The 15,985-nt window shown below is 47.5% G+C and carries 14 protein-coding genes and 1 tRNA gene; 12 read left to right on the plus strand and 3 right to left on the minus strand.

The features are described from left to right. Positions 1–11: 11 nt before the first annotated feature. The 3 genes from ACO0KW_RS02710 to ACO0KW_RS02720 are packed head-to-tail and all read right to left on the minus strand — an operon-like array spanning position 12 to position 2,186. Positions 12–821, minus strand: coding sequence for an arginyltransferase (locus ACO0KW_RS02710; RefSeq protein ID WP_423050385.1), 810 nt, complete (start codon positions 819–821; stop codon positions 12–14). Continuing rightward, positions 805–1,587, minus strand: a complete 783-nt coding sequence (aat, locus tag ACO0KW_RS02715) for a leucyl/phenylalanyl-tRNA--protein transferase (protein ID WP_423050386.1) — start codon at positions 1,585–1,587, stop codon at positions 805–807. Before aat ends, ACO0KW_RS02710 begins: the two co-directional genes overlap by 17 nt. Positions 1,588–1,616: 29 nt before the next feature. Then, positions 1,617–2,186 (minus strand): NUDIX hydrolase, encoded by a 570-nt coding sequence (locus ACO0KW_RS02720; protein ID WP_423050387.1) that lies wholly within the window; start codon positions 2,184–2,186, stop codon positions 1,617–1,619. Positions 2,187–2,382: 196 nt separating this feature from the next. Between ACO0KW_RS02720 and ACO0KW_RS02725 the strand changes: the two genes are divergently transcribed. From ACO0KW_RS02725 to ACO0KW_RS02780, 12 genes are all read left to right on the plus strand, one after another. Continuing rightward, positions 2,383–2,459: transfer RNA gene (locus tag ACO0KW_RS02725), tRNA-Met, on the plus strand. A gap of 320 nt (positions 2,460–2,779) precedes the next feature. Further along, complete coding sequence (gene scpB / locus ACO0KW_RS02730) at positions 2,780–3,772, plus strand: SMC-Scp complex subunit ScpB (protein WP_423050388.1); 993 nt, start codon at positions 2,780–2,782, stop codon at positions 3,770–3,772. Further along, entirely contained in the window at positions 3,759–5,591 is a 1,833-nt protein-coding gene (locus ACO0KW_RS02735) for a pseudouridine synthase (protein ID WP_423050389.1), read from the plus strand. The genes scpB and ACO0KW_RS02735 overlap by 14 nt, the downstream gene beginning before the upstream one ends. A gap of 287 nt (positions 5,592–5,878) precedes the next feature. Continuing rightward, on the plus strand, positions 5,879–6,367 hold the full coding sequence (gene rimP / locus ACO0KW_RS02740; RefSeq protein ID WP_423050390.1) for a ribosome maturation factor RimP: 489 nt from the start codon (positions 5,879–5,881) through the stop codon (positions 6,365–6,367). Next, on the plus strand, positions 6,364–7,923 hold the full coding sequence (nusA, locus tag ACO0KW_RS02745) for a transcription termination factor NusA (RefSeq protein WP_423050392.1): 1,560 nt from the start codon (positions 6,364–6,366) through the stop codon (positions 7,921–7,923). Before rimP ends, nusA begins: the two co-directional genes overlap by 4 nt. An 84-nt stretch (positions 7,924–8,007) precedes the next feature. Then, complete coding sequence (gene infB / locus ACO0KW_RS02750) at positions 8,008–10,896, plus strand: translation initiation factor IF-2 (RefSeq protein WP_423050394.1); 2,889 nt, start codon at positions 8,008–8,010, stop codon at positions 10,894–10,896. Positions 10,897–11,259: 363 nt separating this feature from the next. Continuing rightward, positions 11,260–11,658: a 30S ribosome-binding factor RbfA gene (gene rbfA, locus ACO0KW_RS02755; protein ID WP_423050396.1), complete on the plus strand. Its 399-nt coding sequence runs from the start codon at positions 11,260–11,262 to the stop codon at positions 11,656–11,658. A gap of 173 nt (positions 11,659–11,831) precedes the next feature. Continuing rightward, complete coding sequence (gene truB / locus ACO0KW_RS02760) at positions 11,832–12,782, plus strand: tRNA pseudouridine(55) synthase TruB (protein WP_423050398.1); 951 nt, start codon at positions 11,832–11,834, stop codon at positions 12,780–12,782. A 66-nt stretch (positions 12,783–12,848) separates the two neighbouring features. Next, positions 12,849–13,385, plus strand: coding sequence for a DUF924 family protein (locus ACO0KW_RS02765; protein ID WP_423050400.1), 537 nt, complete (start codon positions 12,849–12,851; stop codon positions 13,383–13,385). 35 nt (positions 13,386–13,420) lie between these two features. Continuing rightward, the gene (locus tag ACO0KW_RS02770; protein WP_423050402.1) at positions 13,421–13,864 is read left to right on the plus strand and encodes a cupin domain-containing protein; all 444 of its coding nucleotides are present in this window, start codon (positions 13,421–13,423) and stop codon (positions 13,862–13,864) included. A 64-nt stretch (positions 13,865–13,928) separates the two neighbouring features. Continuing rightward, positions 13,929–15,071, plus strand: a complete 1,143-nt coding sequence (locus ACO0KW_RS02775) for an acyltransferase family protein (RefSeq protein ID WP_423050404.1) — start codon at positions 13,929–13,931, stop codon at positions 15,069–15,071. Between the two features lie 38 nt (positions 15,072–15,109). Further along, the gene (locus ACO0KW_RS02780; RefSeq protein WP_423050406.1) at positions 15,110–15,970 is read left to right on the plus strand and encodes a hypothetical protein; all 861 of its coding nucleotides are present in this window, start codon (positions 15,110–15,112) and stop codon (positions 15,968–15,970) included. Positions 15,971–15,985 lie beyond the last annotated feature (15 nt).

A 15,985-nucleotide genomic window follows, 5' to 3' on the forward strand; every position in this document is an offset into this window, starting at 1 on the left:
TTACATTGAGTTTAGAGTGATTGCCAGCTGCCATCGAGTAAAGCTTGCAGTGGTTTGAAATTGGTTTTGTACGACATTTTACGGCTGGCTTCTATCCAGTAACCGAGATATAGGTAGGGTAGGCCAAGTATTTTGGTCTGGGCGATTTGCCATAGCACATTGAAGGTGCCGTAAGCGCTATGTGGCACATCGGGATCATAGAAAGTGTAAACGGAGGATAAACCATCATTCAAGATATCGATGATGCTAATCATACGTACAATATCTTGCGCGTCACGAAATGCGACCAGTCGCGTATTGACTCTACTCTGTAATAGAAATTGTGCATATTGATCGCGCCCATCTTGATCCATGCCACCGCCCGCATGGCGGCGACTTTGATATCGTTGATAGAGCTCGAAGTGTTCTTCAATAAATTCGAGTGGCAAAATTTCGGCATGTAAATCGGCGTGCAATCGTAGTGCGCGACGTTGGCTACGGTTGGTTTTGAATTCGTCGACGATGGTACGTACCGGTGTGCAGGCCGAACAATGGTCACAATACGGGCGATAAACAAAAACACCGCTGCGTCGAAAGCCACGACTGACTAATTCCGAATACACCTCATTGCCGATCAGGTGTGCTGGTGTGGCAACCTGCGAACGCGCTTGCCGATCATCCAAATAGCTGCAGGCGTAGGGCGCTGTCGCATAGTAATGCAACGTGATGTAGTTGCCCGCATCATTGCTATTATCGGCACTATCAGTATGATCAGCGCGTTGAATTGCTTCGTCAGCGATAGGCAAAATAGACTGTGTTGGCGGATTAGTTCGGGATTGCATCGCTGATCATCTTTCTGCTGGCTAGGGGATGCGTGGTTTGTAAATATTCCTTGAAGCTGATTAAATCTAAAGAACTCCAATGTTGGATCGTCTCTTGCACAATCGCCTGCCTTACATGTTGCATGAAGTCATGGCGGCTTATGGGCTTAGCGCCAAATGTCGCCAGATGCGAGGTTTCTTGCTGGCAGTCTATCATTTCCACATCCTGCTTGCGTAAGAAAACCACTAACTGACTTAATGCCATTTTAGAAGCATCCGTCACCTTAGCAAACATCGATTCACCATAAAACATTTTACCGATGCAAATGCCGTAGGCTCCACCGACTAATTGGTCGTCAAGCCAGACTTCTGAACTATGCGCATAGCCTAATTGGTGCAGAGCGGTATAGCCAGCGATGATCTCTTCTGAAATCCAGGTTCCATCTTGATTTTTGCGTGGTTCGGCGCAATAGCGCATGACTTGTTCAAATGCCGTGTCAAAACGAAAACTCCAGTGCGGATCTTTGAGCGATTTGTTCAGACGCTTCTTTAAACTATCGGAGAGTTTGAAATCGCTAGTTTTTAAGACCATACGCGGATCAGTTGACCACCACAACACGGGCTGATCTTCAGAAAACCATGGGAATATGCCGTTCTGGTAGGCATTTAATAGGCGTTCAGGTGACAAATCGGCACCAGCAGCCAATAAGCCTGCGGCACCTTGTTCCTCCGTCAAGGCGTCCTCGACATTGGGGAACGGGCTGTCAATTTCTAACCAAGGAATCATAGGTGCGGGATGCCGATATACTTGCTTACTTAGTTAGGGCGATGTGATTTATAAAAATCATGTTCGTGCAAGCTAAATTGTCCACCAGCGCGGACTTTTTTTAGGTCTTCAAAAAAAAACTTCAAAGTCTGTCCCACTGTAGCAAACGCAATTTCGTCCCAAGGGATTTCATGTTCGGCAAATAAAGCTACTTCGAGACTCTCGATCCCGGCCAGATAATTCAAGTCAACCAAAGTTGCTCTATAGAATAGGTGGACTTGATCTACATGCGGTACGCTGAGCACGGAGAATAATTCGTGCAGTTCAATATTTGCTCCAGATTCTTCTATCGTCTCGCGTTGTGCAGCTTGGCGACAAGTTTCCTGATTCTCCATAAAGCCTGCTGGCAAAGTCCAGAAGCCATAACGAGGCTCAATCGCGCGTTTGCAGAGCAACACTTTGACTTCGCCTGCAATATTCCATATTGGTAAAGTACCGACCACCATGTTCGGATTTTGATAATGAATCGTGCCGCAGTCTGTGCAGACAAAGCGTTCTCGCGTATCGTCAGCGGGAACTTTCAAAGCCACAGGCGCAGCGCAATCAGAGCAAAATTTCATAGCGTAAATCTTTCGGAGCAGACATATAAATTGTATCTATCAAAGTGTATCACTGTCAGTCAGATTCGATGAGAGCATAAGTGATAAAACCACGTAGAGTCATGATGTGGCGATAAGTATCTACTTACGAATACTGCTTAAGTATAGAAAGAAATTGCGCAAAGCAGCAAAGTCCTGTATAGTTCTATTTATCAGACGCGGGGTGGAGCAGTCTGGCAGCTCGTCGGGCTCATAACCCGAAGGTCGTAGGTTCAAATCCTGCCCCCGCAACCAGTTTTAAGAAAAAGCCACGTTTCATCGTGGCTTTTTCGTTAGGCTGACGAATTTTTTTGATTGGTTTGCGTTTAGAGCGTATTTCTAGACTACAATCGGGCATCTACTAAATTGATCGACTGTTTTGACTGACTTATATTGGTTGCTCGCGAATTGGCGACCCGAGAACAAGTTGGCTGCAGACTGATCCACCAGGCGCACATCGATGATTCGTGCTGCGCAATGTCCTACAAGACTAGACTGGTTGGGATAATAATTATCCCGAGTGCTTCACTGAATACTTCTTAAGATCAACACAACCTGTTAGCTAAAGAGTTTGCATGAATACTGCAGATGCCAAGCGTGTACTCGAAACCGCATTGTTATGCGCACATGAGCCGCTGACCATTAATACAATGAAAAAATTGTTTGTTGATAGTAGTGATCAAGAAGATTTGGTCGGTGCTGATACGATCAAATTAATGCTGGAAGAAGTGCGTCAAGATTGGTCGGATAAAGGAATTATGTTGGTTTCCTTATCGACCGGTTGGCGCTTTCAAAGTCGCCCTGAGATGCGTGCTTTCATTGATCGTTTGAACCCAGAAAAGCCGCCCAAATACTCACGTGCGACCTTGGAGACTTTAGCGATCATTGCTTATCGTCAGCCAGTGACGCGTGGTGATATTGAAGAAATACGCGGTGTTGCAGTGGCCTCGCAAATGGTAAAGACGCTTGAAGACCGTGGATGGATAGAAACCATTGGTCATCGTGAAGTGCCGGGGCGACCAGCTTTGTTTGCGACGACCAAGCAATTCTTAAGTGATTTGGGTTTGGCATCGCTTGATCAATTGCCACCTTTGCAGCAGATTGGTCAAGAAGAGGCTGAGGACGGGCTTCCTTCTCAAGATGACTCTCCAGAATTGAATATGTTCGACGGGATTGAGGCTTTGGTTGAGGTTGCTGATGCGCCTGTGGTGAATGTTGACACGCTTGGTGATGATTTGCTTTCTAATGTTGATGTAGATGGCGAGCTTGAGGTCGAGGTTTCTCAAGAAGATGTTATTGCGGTTGTCGTTGAAAATAATACGATTGAAATAGTTGAAGATGAAATTAAAGTAAATGCGCTAATAAGTGTGCAAATAAGTGCGCAAGAAGAATTGAGTGATGTTGTAGCGGAAGGCAATGCTGCAGATGCTCTAGAAAAAGAAGCAGCCAGTGATGTGATCTTGGATGATGTTGCAATGATGGCTGATACGAATATAGATGAAGTAGTGGAAGCAGATGCTGAAGCTCTAACACCTTTCAAACCAGAATCAGATAATGAACACAAATAATCCAGACGATACTTCTAGCCAGCAAAATCCTGGTGCTGAAACCGACGCACCGCGTGCTCGTGCAAAACGCGTTGCACGTCCAAAAGTCGCAAAGACCGATGATGCAACTGCCGATGCTGTAAATGCGGTGAGTGACGGCGCGCCAGCTGTTAAAGCGCCACGTGCACCGCGCAAGCCTAGATTGAAGCCAGAAGCAGACAGTGCTGAAGTGGTTCAAGCATCAGCTTTTGCAGAGCGGTCAGCGCCTGCTGCCAGAGCGCCGCGTCAAGAGCGTCCGCCACGTCAGCCGCGCGCGCCACGTCAAGTTGAGTCGCGTGAAGTGAATGCATTGCAGCAAAATGCACCCCAGTTGGAGTCAGCGAATCAAGTTGGTGTTGAAGAGAGTAATGAGCGCCAACGTCGTCCGCAAAGCGATAGAACAAATTCCCGTAACGCGAAACCTCGTGATGGGCAGGCGCGCGATGGTCAGCCACGTAATCGTCAACAGGCTAAACCTGGACAAGGTGGTCAAAATCGCAACGGCGATCAGCGCAACCAAAATACTCAACGTCGTCCGGGTCAGCAAAATAGTCGTGGCGCAGTACCAGATGCGGATGATGTGTTTTCATTCGTGACTTCTGATGCCTATGACGCAGCAGATGATACTCAGCTATTACGCAACGATAAAAATAAGAAGCCGCGCCGTGATTTAACGGCCGATGATGATGCGCCAAAATTGCATAAAGTTTTGGCAGAAGCTGGTCTCGGTTCGCGTCGTGATATGGAAGAGTTGATTATTGCTGGTCGCGTTTCCGTCAATGGTGAGCCAGCGCATATTGGTCAGCGGATCTTGCCGCAAGATCAAGTGCGGATTAACGGAAAACTAATTCAGCGTAAGGTTAGTAAAAAACCGCCACGCGTGCTGATTTACCACAAACCAGCCGGTGAAATCGTTAGTACTAGTGATCCAGAAGGTCGCGCATCGGTGTTTGATAGTTTGCCGCAAATGAAGGTGGGTAAATGGTTGGCAGTTGGTCGTCTCGATTACAACACTGAAGGTTTGTTGTTGTTCACCACGTCGGGTGATCTCGCAAACCGCCTGATGCACCCACGTTACGGCATTGAGCGAGAATACGCCGTGCGTACTTTGGGTGATTTGGAAGAAGGCATGCGTCAAAAACTGTTGGCCGGTGTTGAGCTAGAAGACGGTCTGGCGCAATTCTCCAAAATTTCTGATGGTGGTGGTGAGGGCGTGAATAAATGGTATCGCGTCATCATTGGAGAGGGCCGAAACCGCGAAGTGCGTCGTATGTTCGAGGCTGTAGGTTTGACTGTGTCGCGTTTGATTCGTACTCGCTATGGTGTGATGACTTTGCCTTCTGGCTTGAAACGCGGCCGTTGGGATGAGTTAGGCGAGGATGCAGTGCGTAGCTTGCTCAAAGTTAGTGGTTTGGAAAAAACTGCTGGTGAAAAATCCGAAAAACCTATGGGCAAGCCAAATGGTAATCGCGTGCAAGGTGGCAAAGTGCCACGTAATGTGAATCCATTTGATGCACCAGTGCAAAGAAGTTTTGAGCCTACGGTGCGTGGTGGTTTTGCTAATCCTCAAAATGGTCGTCCAGCGCGTGGTGCAAGTACTGGTGGATATGCTGGTGCACAGGGTGGTAAAACTGCTAAGCCAAATGCAAATGGTGGAAAGCCGCGCAGTCGTCAGCCAGATCCTTTGCAAACAGCCTTAGGTTATCCAAGTCGTGATCAAAATCGTCGCGGGCCAACTGAGCGTGGTAGTGGGCCGGCGATTGGTCAGGCGATTGCAGCACGCCGTCGCCGCGGCACATAAAATTAAATGCCTGGAAGTGGGTGAAAGATGTTGCTCAGGCTGTGTTTTTCACCGACTTCTCATTGCGATTGAGTAATTAATCGTTTATAATCTTGTAGTTAGCAGATTTTTCCTTGGGTTGGTTTTAGATTGGTTTTTAACCATTATCTTAAATTCGTTTAAGGCGCTAAGAAGATGGGCTAGTGCCCATTTTTTTTTGGCGAATCGTTTTTGAGCGTGAAATTAAGTTAATTGAACTTAAATTGATTTGCTGCAAAATCGAGATCTGTGTTTATCGGAGAATTGTCTTGCAATTGTTGGAATTAATTGAAAAGACTGTCAATGGGACAGGCTATGATCTGGTCGATTTTGAGCGGGCAGAGCGCGGTTTGTTTCGTGTGTATATTGACCTTTTGCCTGAAGATGTTGAAGAAAAGGGTCATATCACAGTAGAGGATTGCGCGAAAGTCAGTCATCAATTGTCACACGTATTGACTGTGGAAGAAGTAGCTTACGAACGCTTGGAGATTTCTTCTCCGGGATTGGATCGACCATTGAAGAAGATTGCTGATTTCGTCCGTTTTGTCGGCGAAAAAGCCAATGTGAAATTGCGATTGCCTATGCCAGGCATGGCGAATCGTAAGAGCTTCGAAGGTGTATTGCATGAGCCAGACGGGGAAACTCTGAAGCTCGAATTTGAAACAAAAGATGGCGCGGCGATGCTTGAGTTTACGCTCGCTGATTTAGATAAGGCACGCTTAGTGCCGCAAGTGGATTTTAGGAGTCGCAAAGCATGAGTCGCGAAGTTTTATTATTGGTTGATGTGCTGGCGCGTGAAAAAAACGTTGATGAAGATATCGTTTTTGGCGCATTGGAACATGCTTTGGCAACGGCTACCAAAAAGCGTTATGAAGGTGAAGTTGATATTCGTGTAGAAATCGACCGTGATACGGGCGAATATCGTACATTCCGCCGTTGGCACGTGGTGGCTGACGAGGCAGGTTTGCAATTGCCAGATCAAGAAATTTTGCATTTCGAAGCTGTTGAGCAATACGCTGATATCGAAGTCGATGAATACATCGAAGAGCCGGTCGAATCTGTTGAACTGGGTCGTCGTTTTGCACAAGATACTAAACAAATCGTATTGCAACGTATCCGTGATGCGGAACGTGAACAGATTTTGGCTGAATTCTTAGAGCGTGGTGATTCCCTGGTGATGGGTACGATCAAACGCATGGAGCGCGGCGAAGCGGTGGTTGAATCTGGTCGTATCGAGGCACGTTTGCCGCGCGATCAAATGATCCCAAAAGAAAACTTGCGTGTTGGTGATCGCGTTCGTGCTTACATCTTGCGTATTGACCGCAATGCACGTGGTCCACAAGTGATCTTGTCTCGTACCGCGCCAGAATTCATCATGAAATTGTTTGAATTGGAAGTGCCGGAGATCGAACAAGGTTCTTTGGTTATTAAATCTGCAGCACGTGATGCAGGTGTGCGCGCTAAGATTGCGGTTCACACGGATGATAAACGCATTGATCCTATCGGTACTTGCGTTGGTATGCGTGGTTCACGCGTTCAAGCAGTGACTGGCGAGCTTGGTGGCGAACGTGTTGATATCGTATTGTGGTCTGAAGATCCAGCGCAATTCGTGATTGGTGCATTAGCACCGGCGAATGTTTCTTCTATCATGGTTGATGAAGAAAAACACGCAATGGACGTGGTCGTCGATGATGAAAACCTCGCGATTGCGATTGGCCGTAGTGGTCAAAACGTACGCTTGGCAGCAGAATTGACTGGCTGGCAAATTAATATCATGACGGCAGAGCAATCTGCGGATAAAGCAGAACAAGAATCTGCTGGCATCCGTGCTCTGTTCATGGAAAAACTCGACGTGGATCAAGAAGTTGCAGACATCTTGGTCGACGAAGGCTTCTCTAGCTTAGAAGAAATCGCTTATGTACCAATTAGCGAAATGCTGGAAATTGACGCCTTAGATGAAGATACAGTGAATGAATTGCGCAATCGCGCACGTGATGCACTTGTGACAGAAGCGATTGCTTCTGAAGAAGGTGTAGAAGGTGTGGAAGACGCATTGATTAATCTGGAAGGTATGAGCCGTGCAACAGCAGGTAAATTGGGCTTGGCTGGTATTAAGACCCTCGCTGCTTTCGGTGGCTTAGCTTACGATGAATTTGGTGCGATTTTGGCTCTGTCTACAGACCGTGCGCGTCAATTAATTGATAATGCATTTGAAGATGTGACTGATGATGAGATGAAACTCATTGACGCTAAATATGATGAACATGCTAAAGCCTTATTGGAAAAAGCATGGAAACTCGTTGAAGCAAAATAATCACGAGTTAACAACATAATTTAAGCGTGGATTTAACTAAATTTATAGCGTTAAATCACAGCGCAAACAAAGAAAGAGGACTGAATGGCGAGTAATAATGTAGCTCAATTTGCCACCGAGCTGAAAATGTCAGCGGATTTACTGCTCACGCAATTGAATGCCGCAGGCGTTACAAAAGCGTCTGCGTCCGACGTCTTGTCTAAAGAAGATAAAGACAAGTTGTTGGAACATTTGCGCCGTTCGCACGGCGTGGCTCCTGATGCCGATAAGAAAAAAATTACTTTGACTCGGAAAGAAACGACCGAGATCAAACAAGCTGATGCGACAGGCAAAACACGCACAGTACAAGTTGAAGTACGTAAAAAACGCACTTTTGTGAAGCGGGACGAAAGCTCTCCAGAAGACAATGCGAAACCTGAGATAGCAATTGATCCAGCGGAAATGGCGCGTCGTGAGGCAGAAGCGCAAGCCGAGGCAGAGTTGGCAGCGCGTCGTGAAGCTGAGCTGTTAGCGAAGCAAGAGCAACTGGCTAAACTTGAAGCAGAAAAAGAAGCAGAAGCGAAAGCGGCACGCGAAGCGGAAGCTGCTGCGAAGGCAAAAGCAGAAGCAGAAAAAACGAAACAAGCGGAAGAGAAACGTGCGAAAGCAAGCAAAACTCCAGCGGTTTCGGAAGTCGCTTCTGATGCACCTGCAGCAGATGAAGAAGCAAAACGTCTAGCCGCTGAGGAAGCAAAGAAAAAAGCGACTGCCGCTGCAGCTGAAGCCAAAGAGGCGGTGAAAGAAGCGGCTGCACGTGCTGCCAATGCTGAAAACGCTCGCAAGAAAGTTGCTGACGAAGTTGCACAGATTAAAGAGATGATGCTGGCAGCGCGTAAACCAAAAGTGGTCGAGCCGCCAGCTCCTGTTGTTGCTGCACCATCTAAAGTCGCAGAAGGTACGTTACATAAACCAGCTGATAAAAAGCCTGGTGAGAAAAAGCCTGGTGACAAGAAAGAAGTGAAGCCGGCAGTAGCCGCACCAACCGACAAAAAAGCCATCAAATCTGCCAATGTGTCCTCTACATGGCAAGAAGACGCGAAAAAACGCGGCGCTGGTGGTTTGAAAACACGTGGTGCAGCACCAGTTGGTCGTGATGGATGGAAAAGCGGTCCTAAAGGTCGTCGTAATAATCATCATGATGATAGAGAAACCAATTTCCAGGTACCAGTTGAAGCCGTTATTAAAGACGTCTATGTGCCAGAGACTTTAACTGTCGCTGAACTGGCACATAAAATGTCAGTCAAGGCTTCTGAAGTGATTAAGCATTTGATGAAACTCGGTCAAATGTGCACGATCAATCAGGTTCTTGATCAAGAAACAGCGATGATTCTGGTTGAAGAGATGGGCCATAAAGCCTTCGCGGCGAAGATTGATGATCCTGAGTCTATGCTGACGGATGTTGCTGAACATGCAGAATACGAATCATCACCACGTGCGCCAGTCGTTACGGTGATGGGTCACGTTGATCACGGTAAAACATCATTGCTCGATTATATTCGTCGCGCTAAGGTGGCTTCCGGTGAAGCGGGCGGTATTACGCAGCACATTGGCGCTTATCACGTCGAAACGCCACGTGGCATGATCACGTTCTTGGATACGCCAGGCCATGAAGCGTTTACAGCTATGCGTGCCCGTGGTGCGAAAGCAACCGATATCGTTATTCTGGTCGTTGCAGCAGACGATGGCGTGATGCCACAGACGAAAGAAGCGATTGCGCATGCAAAAGCAGCTGGTGTACCTTTGGTGGTAGCGATCAACAAGATTGATAAGCCAGGTGGTAATGCAGATCGCGTGACACAAGAATTGATCGCTGAAGGCGTCGTTCCAGAAGCATACGGTGGTGAATCACCGTTTGTATCTGTCTCAGCGAAAACTGGTCAGGGCATCGACGAGTTGTTAGAGCAAGTTTTGTTGCAAGCTGAAGTTTTAGAATTGCGTGCACCAGTTGATGCACCTGCTAAAGGTTTGGTGGTTGAATCTCGCTTGGATAAAGGTCGCGGTACTGTTGCAACGATCTTGGTTCAATCTGGTACCTTGAAACGCGGAGATGTGGTTTTGGCTGGTTCATCTTATGGTCGCGTTCGTGCGATGTTGGATGAAAACGGTAAGAATATCCACACAGCTGGACCATCGATTCCGGTAGAGATTCAAGGTTTGACCGAAGTCCCTGCGGCTGGTGAAGAAGTCATGGTCATGGTTGATGAGCGCAAAGCACGTGAAATCGCTTTGTTCCGTCAAGGTAAATACCGTGATGTTAAATTGGCGAAACAGCAGGCAGCGAAGCTCGAGAACATGTTCGAAAACATGGGCGAAGGCGAACTCAAAAACTTGCCGATCATCGTCAAAACCGACGTTCAAGGTTCGCAAGAAGCTTTGGTTCAATCATTGGTCAAATTGTCGAACAACGAAGTCCGCGTACAAGTGGTACATGCGGCAGTTGGTGGCATTTCCGAATCCGACGTCAACTTGGCGGTTGCTTCCAAAGCGGTCATCATCGGCTTTAACACTCGTGCTGATGCTTCCGCTCGTAAGTTGGCTGAATCGAATGGCGTGGACATCCGTTACTACAACATCATTTACGATGCAGTAGACGAAATCAAATCTGCTCTGTCCGGTATGTTGGCACCAGAGAAGCGCGAAACGATCATTGGTATGGTCGAGATTCGCCAAGTCTTCTCCGTCAGCAAAGTGGGTTCCATTGCAGGTTGCTTGGTTACAGAAGGCGTTGTTAAGCGTACGTCGTCGGTTCGTTTGTTGCGCAACAATGTGGTGACATGGACTGGCGAGTTGGATTCTTTGAAGCGTTACAAAGACGACGCCAAAGAGGTACGTGCAGGTATGGAGTGCGGTCTCTCACTCAAATCCTACAACGATATCCAGGTTGGAGATTTCTTAGAAATCTTCGAAATCCAGGAAATTGCCCGTACTCTGTAAGCAATTAAGAAGTAAGACTAAAGAGGAAGCGCAAGCTTCCTCTTTAGTTTTGTAGTGTTGAAAAGAGACTGAAAATTCCTTCCCTTTGTAGAATAATGGGAGAAATTCTAGATCTCGTAGGGCGGGTGCAACCCGCGCTGCTCAGATATGTGATGCGATGGCGGCGCGGGTTGCACCCGCCCTACAATGTAGCATCTTCCTCGCAAGCACCGTTTGCCGGAAGAGTGAAGGTCTAAGTGGCAGCATGCAATGCTAGTAAAAGCCAATTCTTTTTCCTAAAGAATCATGGCGACGAACATTGAAAAGCGCAGCGAGCTTTCTTCAATGATTGATAGAACATAAAAGAAGTAACCGGTAATCCTTATGGCAAAAAATAGTAAATCCATCCCAGCTCGCGGTTTGCGCGTTGCTGATCAAATCCAACGTGATTTGTCCGAAATCATTTGGTCGGAACTGAAAGATCCACGTGTCGGCATGATTACCCTCACTGAAGTGCAATTGACGCCTGATTACGCCCATGCCAAAGTGTATTTCACGACCTTGGCGGACGATCCCGCCGCCATCAAAAATACCCTAGAAGGCTTAAACAAGGCAGCAGGATTTTTGCGCAATCAGCTAGGTTTGAAATTGCGCATTCACACTTTGCCGCAATTACATTTCGTCCATGATACTTCCACTATGCGCGGTATCGCGATGTCGAAGTTGATCGATGAGGCGAACGCGACTCACGTTCCAGAAGATAAGAACGACAACGAAGACTGATTCGGTTCTTAAGAAGCTGAAACCGCAGAGACTTAGAGACTGCAGTTTTCGTAGGGCGGGTGAAACCCGCGCTGATCAGGTGCTCGATAGGCTGGCGGCGCGGGTTTTACCCGCCCTACATGCCTTATGAGTGCTGAGTAGAGACTTTTTGAATTTCCAATTCTAACCTGCATATGAACCAACCCATTAAGAAAAAAACACGCCTACCCATCAACGGCGTGCTGTTATTAGATAAGCCTGTGGGTTGGTCGAGCAATGATGCATTAATCAAAGCGAAGCGTTTGCTCAATGCGATTAAGGCCGGCCACACTGGGACCTTAGATCCGTTTGCCACCGGCTTGTTGCCATTATGTTTTGGCGAAGCGACCAAGTTTTCTGCTGATTTATTGGATGCCGACAAAACCTATCAAACTGTGGTGCATCTGGGTGTCAGCACCAACACAGGTGATACCGAAGGTGAAGTCATACAAACCCGCGAAGTGCACGTCACCGAAGCACAAATTCAGACGGTCTTAGAACAATTCAAAGGTGACATCCAACAAGTCCCGCCTATGTATTCGGCACTCAAGCGCGATGGCAAACCACTCTATGAATATGCACGCGAAGGCATCACTCTTGAACGTGAAGCGCGTCCGGTGACGATTCATTTACTTGAATTCGTTAAATACGAAGCGCCATTTCTCACCCTAAATGTACGCTGTAGCAAAGGCACTTACATTCGTGTTTTAGGTGAAGACATCGGCAATGCTTTGGGCTGCGGTGCGCACCTAAACGCATTGCGCCGCACCCATGTTGGTCATCTTATTTTAGAAAATACCGTAACGCTCGATCAATTGATAGAAATGAGTGAAGAGCAACGTCATGCCTTGTTGGCGCCTGTCGATGCTTTGTTATCGAGTTTTCCTGAGGTTCTCTTAAACCAAGATTTATCTAAACGCTTTTTGCAAGGACAACGGATTTCATTGGCGAAAGAAGCTGTCGCTCATCCAAGTGAGCTCGGACGAGTGCGAGTTTATCGCGTTGATCCTGAACAAGCAGCGAGACAATTACTGGGCTCGGCACAGTTGCAAGAGTTTGGTGTGTTGGCGCCAGAGCGTTTGATTTCGACCGTTGATCAACACTGAACTTTGCTGTCTTGACTTAGCTTTCACGGGTAGAATGAGCGGATTGATTCCCCATGAAAGCCTCTCATGTTTCAAGACATTATTCACTTCTGGTTCGAAGAAATCGACAGCAAAAAATGGTGGAGTGTTGATCCTGAATTTGATCAACTGATACAAAGTCGCTTTCACAGCTTGATGCTACAGGCCGCCGCAGGCGAGCTTTATCAGTGGCGTTCTGATGACCATGGTCGGCTCGCAGAAATCATCGTCCTCGATCAGTTCTCTCGCAATATGTATCGCAATACCCCGCAAGCTTTTGCGCAGGATGCCATGGCCTTGGTGCTGGCACAAGAGGCGATCAGGGCGCAGGCAGATCATGGCTTAAACCCGATTGAAAGAAATTTTTTGTACATGCCATTCATGCATAGTGAATCTCGTGTTATCCACGCTTTTGCTGAAAAGTTGTTTCATGAACATGCCCCTCAAGGTAATTACGAATTCGAGTTAAAGCACAAGCGCATCATCGACCGTTTCGGGCGTTACCCGCATCGCAATGCGATTTTGGGACGCGAATCGACGGCGGAAGAAATCGAGTTTCTGAAAGAAGATAGTTCGCGCTTTTAGCCGCATATTTTAGTGAGATCAGCGGGAGGTACTTCATGGCTAGTTTTAATTTACGGCAATTGTTGGTGGCAGCTTGTTTGATCGCGATTGGCAGCGGCGGGACTCTACTTGCGCAAGCCTTGAGCGATTCTCCGCAGCGCCAAGAAAAACAACGAGTTGAACTGCTAGGACCTAATGGCATTGCTACCGGCATGGAAGTAATTTCGTCCGTCGCAGAATATCAGCCAGGCGAGGGTATTGATTTGCATCTTCATCACGGCATCGAAGCCTTGTATGTGGTGCAGGGCGCTCAGATTCAAATGCCAGGAAAAGAGTCGCTTAGTCTCTCTACGGGTGCTAGCCTGATGAATTTACGCATGGTGCCACATGGCGGCTTCAAGGTTGTTGGTGATACCTCGTTGAAATTGTTCACTGTTCATATCGTCGAAAAGAACAAACCACTTTACGATAAATCTGCGGGCGTTGTCGGCAGCAAATAGTCGGTGCTTGGTTTATCCTCGCGCTTTGTGTAGGATGCGGGTTCGCTCACGCTTACTACTCCTCATGCATCCGACTCAAGACGCAATTTCAACTAAACTTAGTTCAAGTCAACGTAATTTCGGTATCGACCTGCTACGCGGGTTTTCCATTCTATTCGTCGTCATTCATCATCTCGCCATGAGTTTTCGTTTGCCCTTGCAACCGAGCTTGGCGGGGGAGTTTTTGAGTAAGCGCATCATTAATGGCATTAGCTTCAATGGCTATGAATCGGTGTTTCTGTTTTTTGTCTTGTCTGGTTTTCTGATTGCACAGCGATGCTTGCAAACTTATGGGGAACTCAGTGCGATCAATTGGCGTCAGTTCTACCGTCAACGTTTCAGCCGTATCTTTCCATTGCTCGCACTTTTACTCGTTGTATTGAGCCTCATGCATTTGTTTGGTGTTGACGGCTACGTGGTCCAAGAAAAAGGCCAAACTTTATGGCGCGCTTTATTGTCTGCGCTTGGTTTGCACTTGAATTGGTACGAAGGACAAACGACTTGGCTGCCAGCCGCTTGGGATGTCTTGTGGTCTTTGTCTATCGAAGAGGTTTTTTATCTCGCGTTTCCCTTGCTGTGTATAGTCTTACCAAGACGCTGGTTGGTCGCCGCTTTGTTGATTTTGGCATTCTCATTGCCATGGACCCGTGAAGCGATCGTTAGTAACGAAATTTGGAAAGAAAAAGCTTACTTGCCAGGCATGTCGGCCATTGCTTTCGGCGTATTGACAGCGCTGCTTGCACAAATCTGGAAAACCAGCGAACAGTTTGCGCGTTCGATTGCTGTATTGGGTGGCATTGGCTTGATCGCGATTTATTTCTTCGGCAGCGAGGTGTGGAAAGTGATACATGGCTACAGCATGCTGCTCTTGTGCCTGTCCGCTTGCCTCTTAGTGTTCGCAGCTCAGCGACTCGCTCCACGCCCTCGTTGGGGGTGGCAATGGTTGGCGAAGATGGGGTATTTGAGTTATGAAATCTATCTGAGCCATATGTTCATCGTCTTGTCGGTTTGCAGCGCTTATCGTGCTTATTTTGGTGAGAATATGCGTTGGACGTTTGTGGTGTATGTGCCCGTGGTAGTGGCTTGTTTGTTGTTTGGTGCGTTGCTGGAACGGTGGATCAGTACGCCAGCTATGCGATATCTACGTTCACGTACCTTAAGTAAATAGAGCCTCGTTTTAATCTGCAAAATGTGGGGAGAGAATTGGTGCGCACAAGTTGGTTATTGATTCTGTTTGCCCTGCCAGGCCTCATTGGCAGTCTTCTACTGGTGCGCTTGGCAGGGGCGGGACAGGCACTGCAAGTGCAGCAGATTGTGGTTGCCTTGATAGGCATCGCCTTCGTGCTTTGGATGGACAAAGTGCGCCGAAATCAAGATGCGGAGAACGGTTCGTCGATGCCACGGCTAGTCCGTAATTCGATTTTGATACTCGTATCGATGTTGATCGGCTTCGCCGCTTGTTACGTATTTTCTAAAGCTGAAAGTCCAAGTCGTTGGCTTAAATTCGGTGGCTTACGCTTATACTTTTCAGCAGCAGTTTTGCCTTTGGCTTTATACGTGTTCGCTAACCTCCATTGGCGCTTACAGTTTTCCGCGTACGCCAATGTGTTGCTTGTGTTAGTGTTCGCAGCACTACTGGCTTTACAACCAGATGTTTCACAACTCATGGCCTTCTCGCTAGCGGTCTTGTTCGTTGTGTGGCATCGAGCGGGTGGTTTGGTGCTGAAATTGGGGATTAGTTTGGTATTGGGATTGCTATGTTACTGGTGCCGGCAGCAGCCAGATCCGCTGCAGCCCGTGTCTTATGTTGAAGGTGTGATTCAGTTGGCGGGGAGTGCGGGAATCGCCCCGATGTTAGCGGCGATATTGAGCGTAGCACTAATTCCGATTTGCTTGTTTTATGCAGGTATCAAACGTAGCTCCCCAGAATTGATGCCGATTGCGCTGTACTACATCGTGATCATGATTTGCGCGTACTTAGGGTTGACGCCTATGCCGTTAATTGGCTTTGGTGCTGGGCCTGTGCTGGGGTATTTTTTGCTATTAGGAATGTGTGGAAATTCTTAGACGCACATTTGTTAC

Origin of the sequence: Undibacterium sp. Ji22W (assembly GCF_049340305.1) — a bacterium.
Lineage (GTDB): Bacteria > Pseudomonadota > Gammaproteobacteria > Burkholderiales > Burkholderiaceae_D > Undibacterium.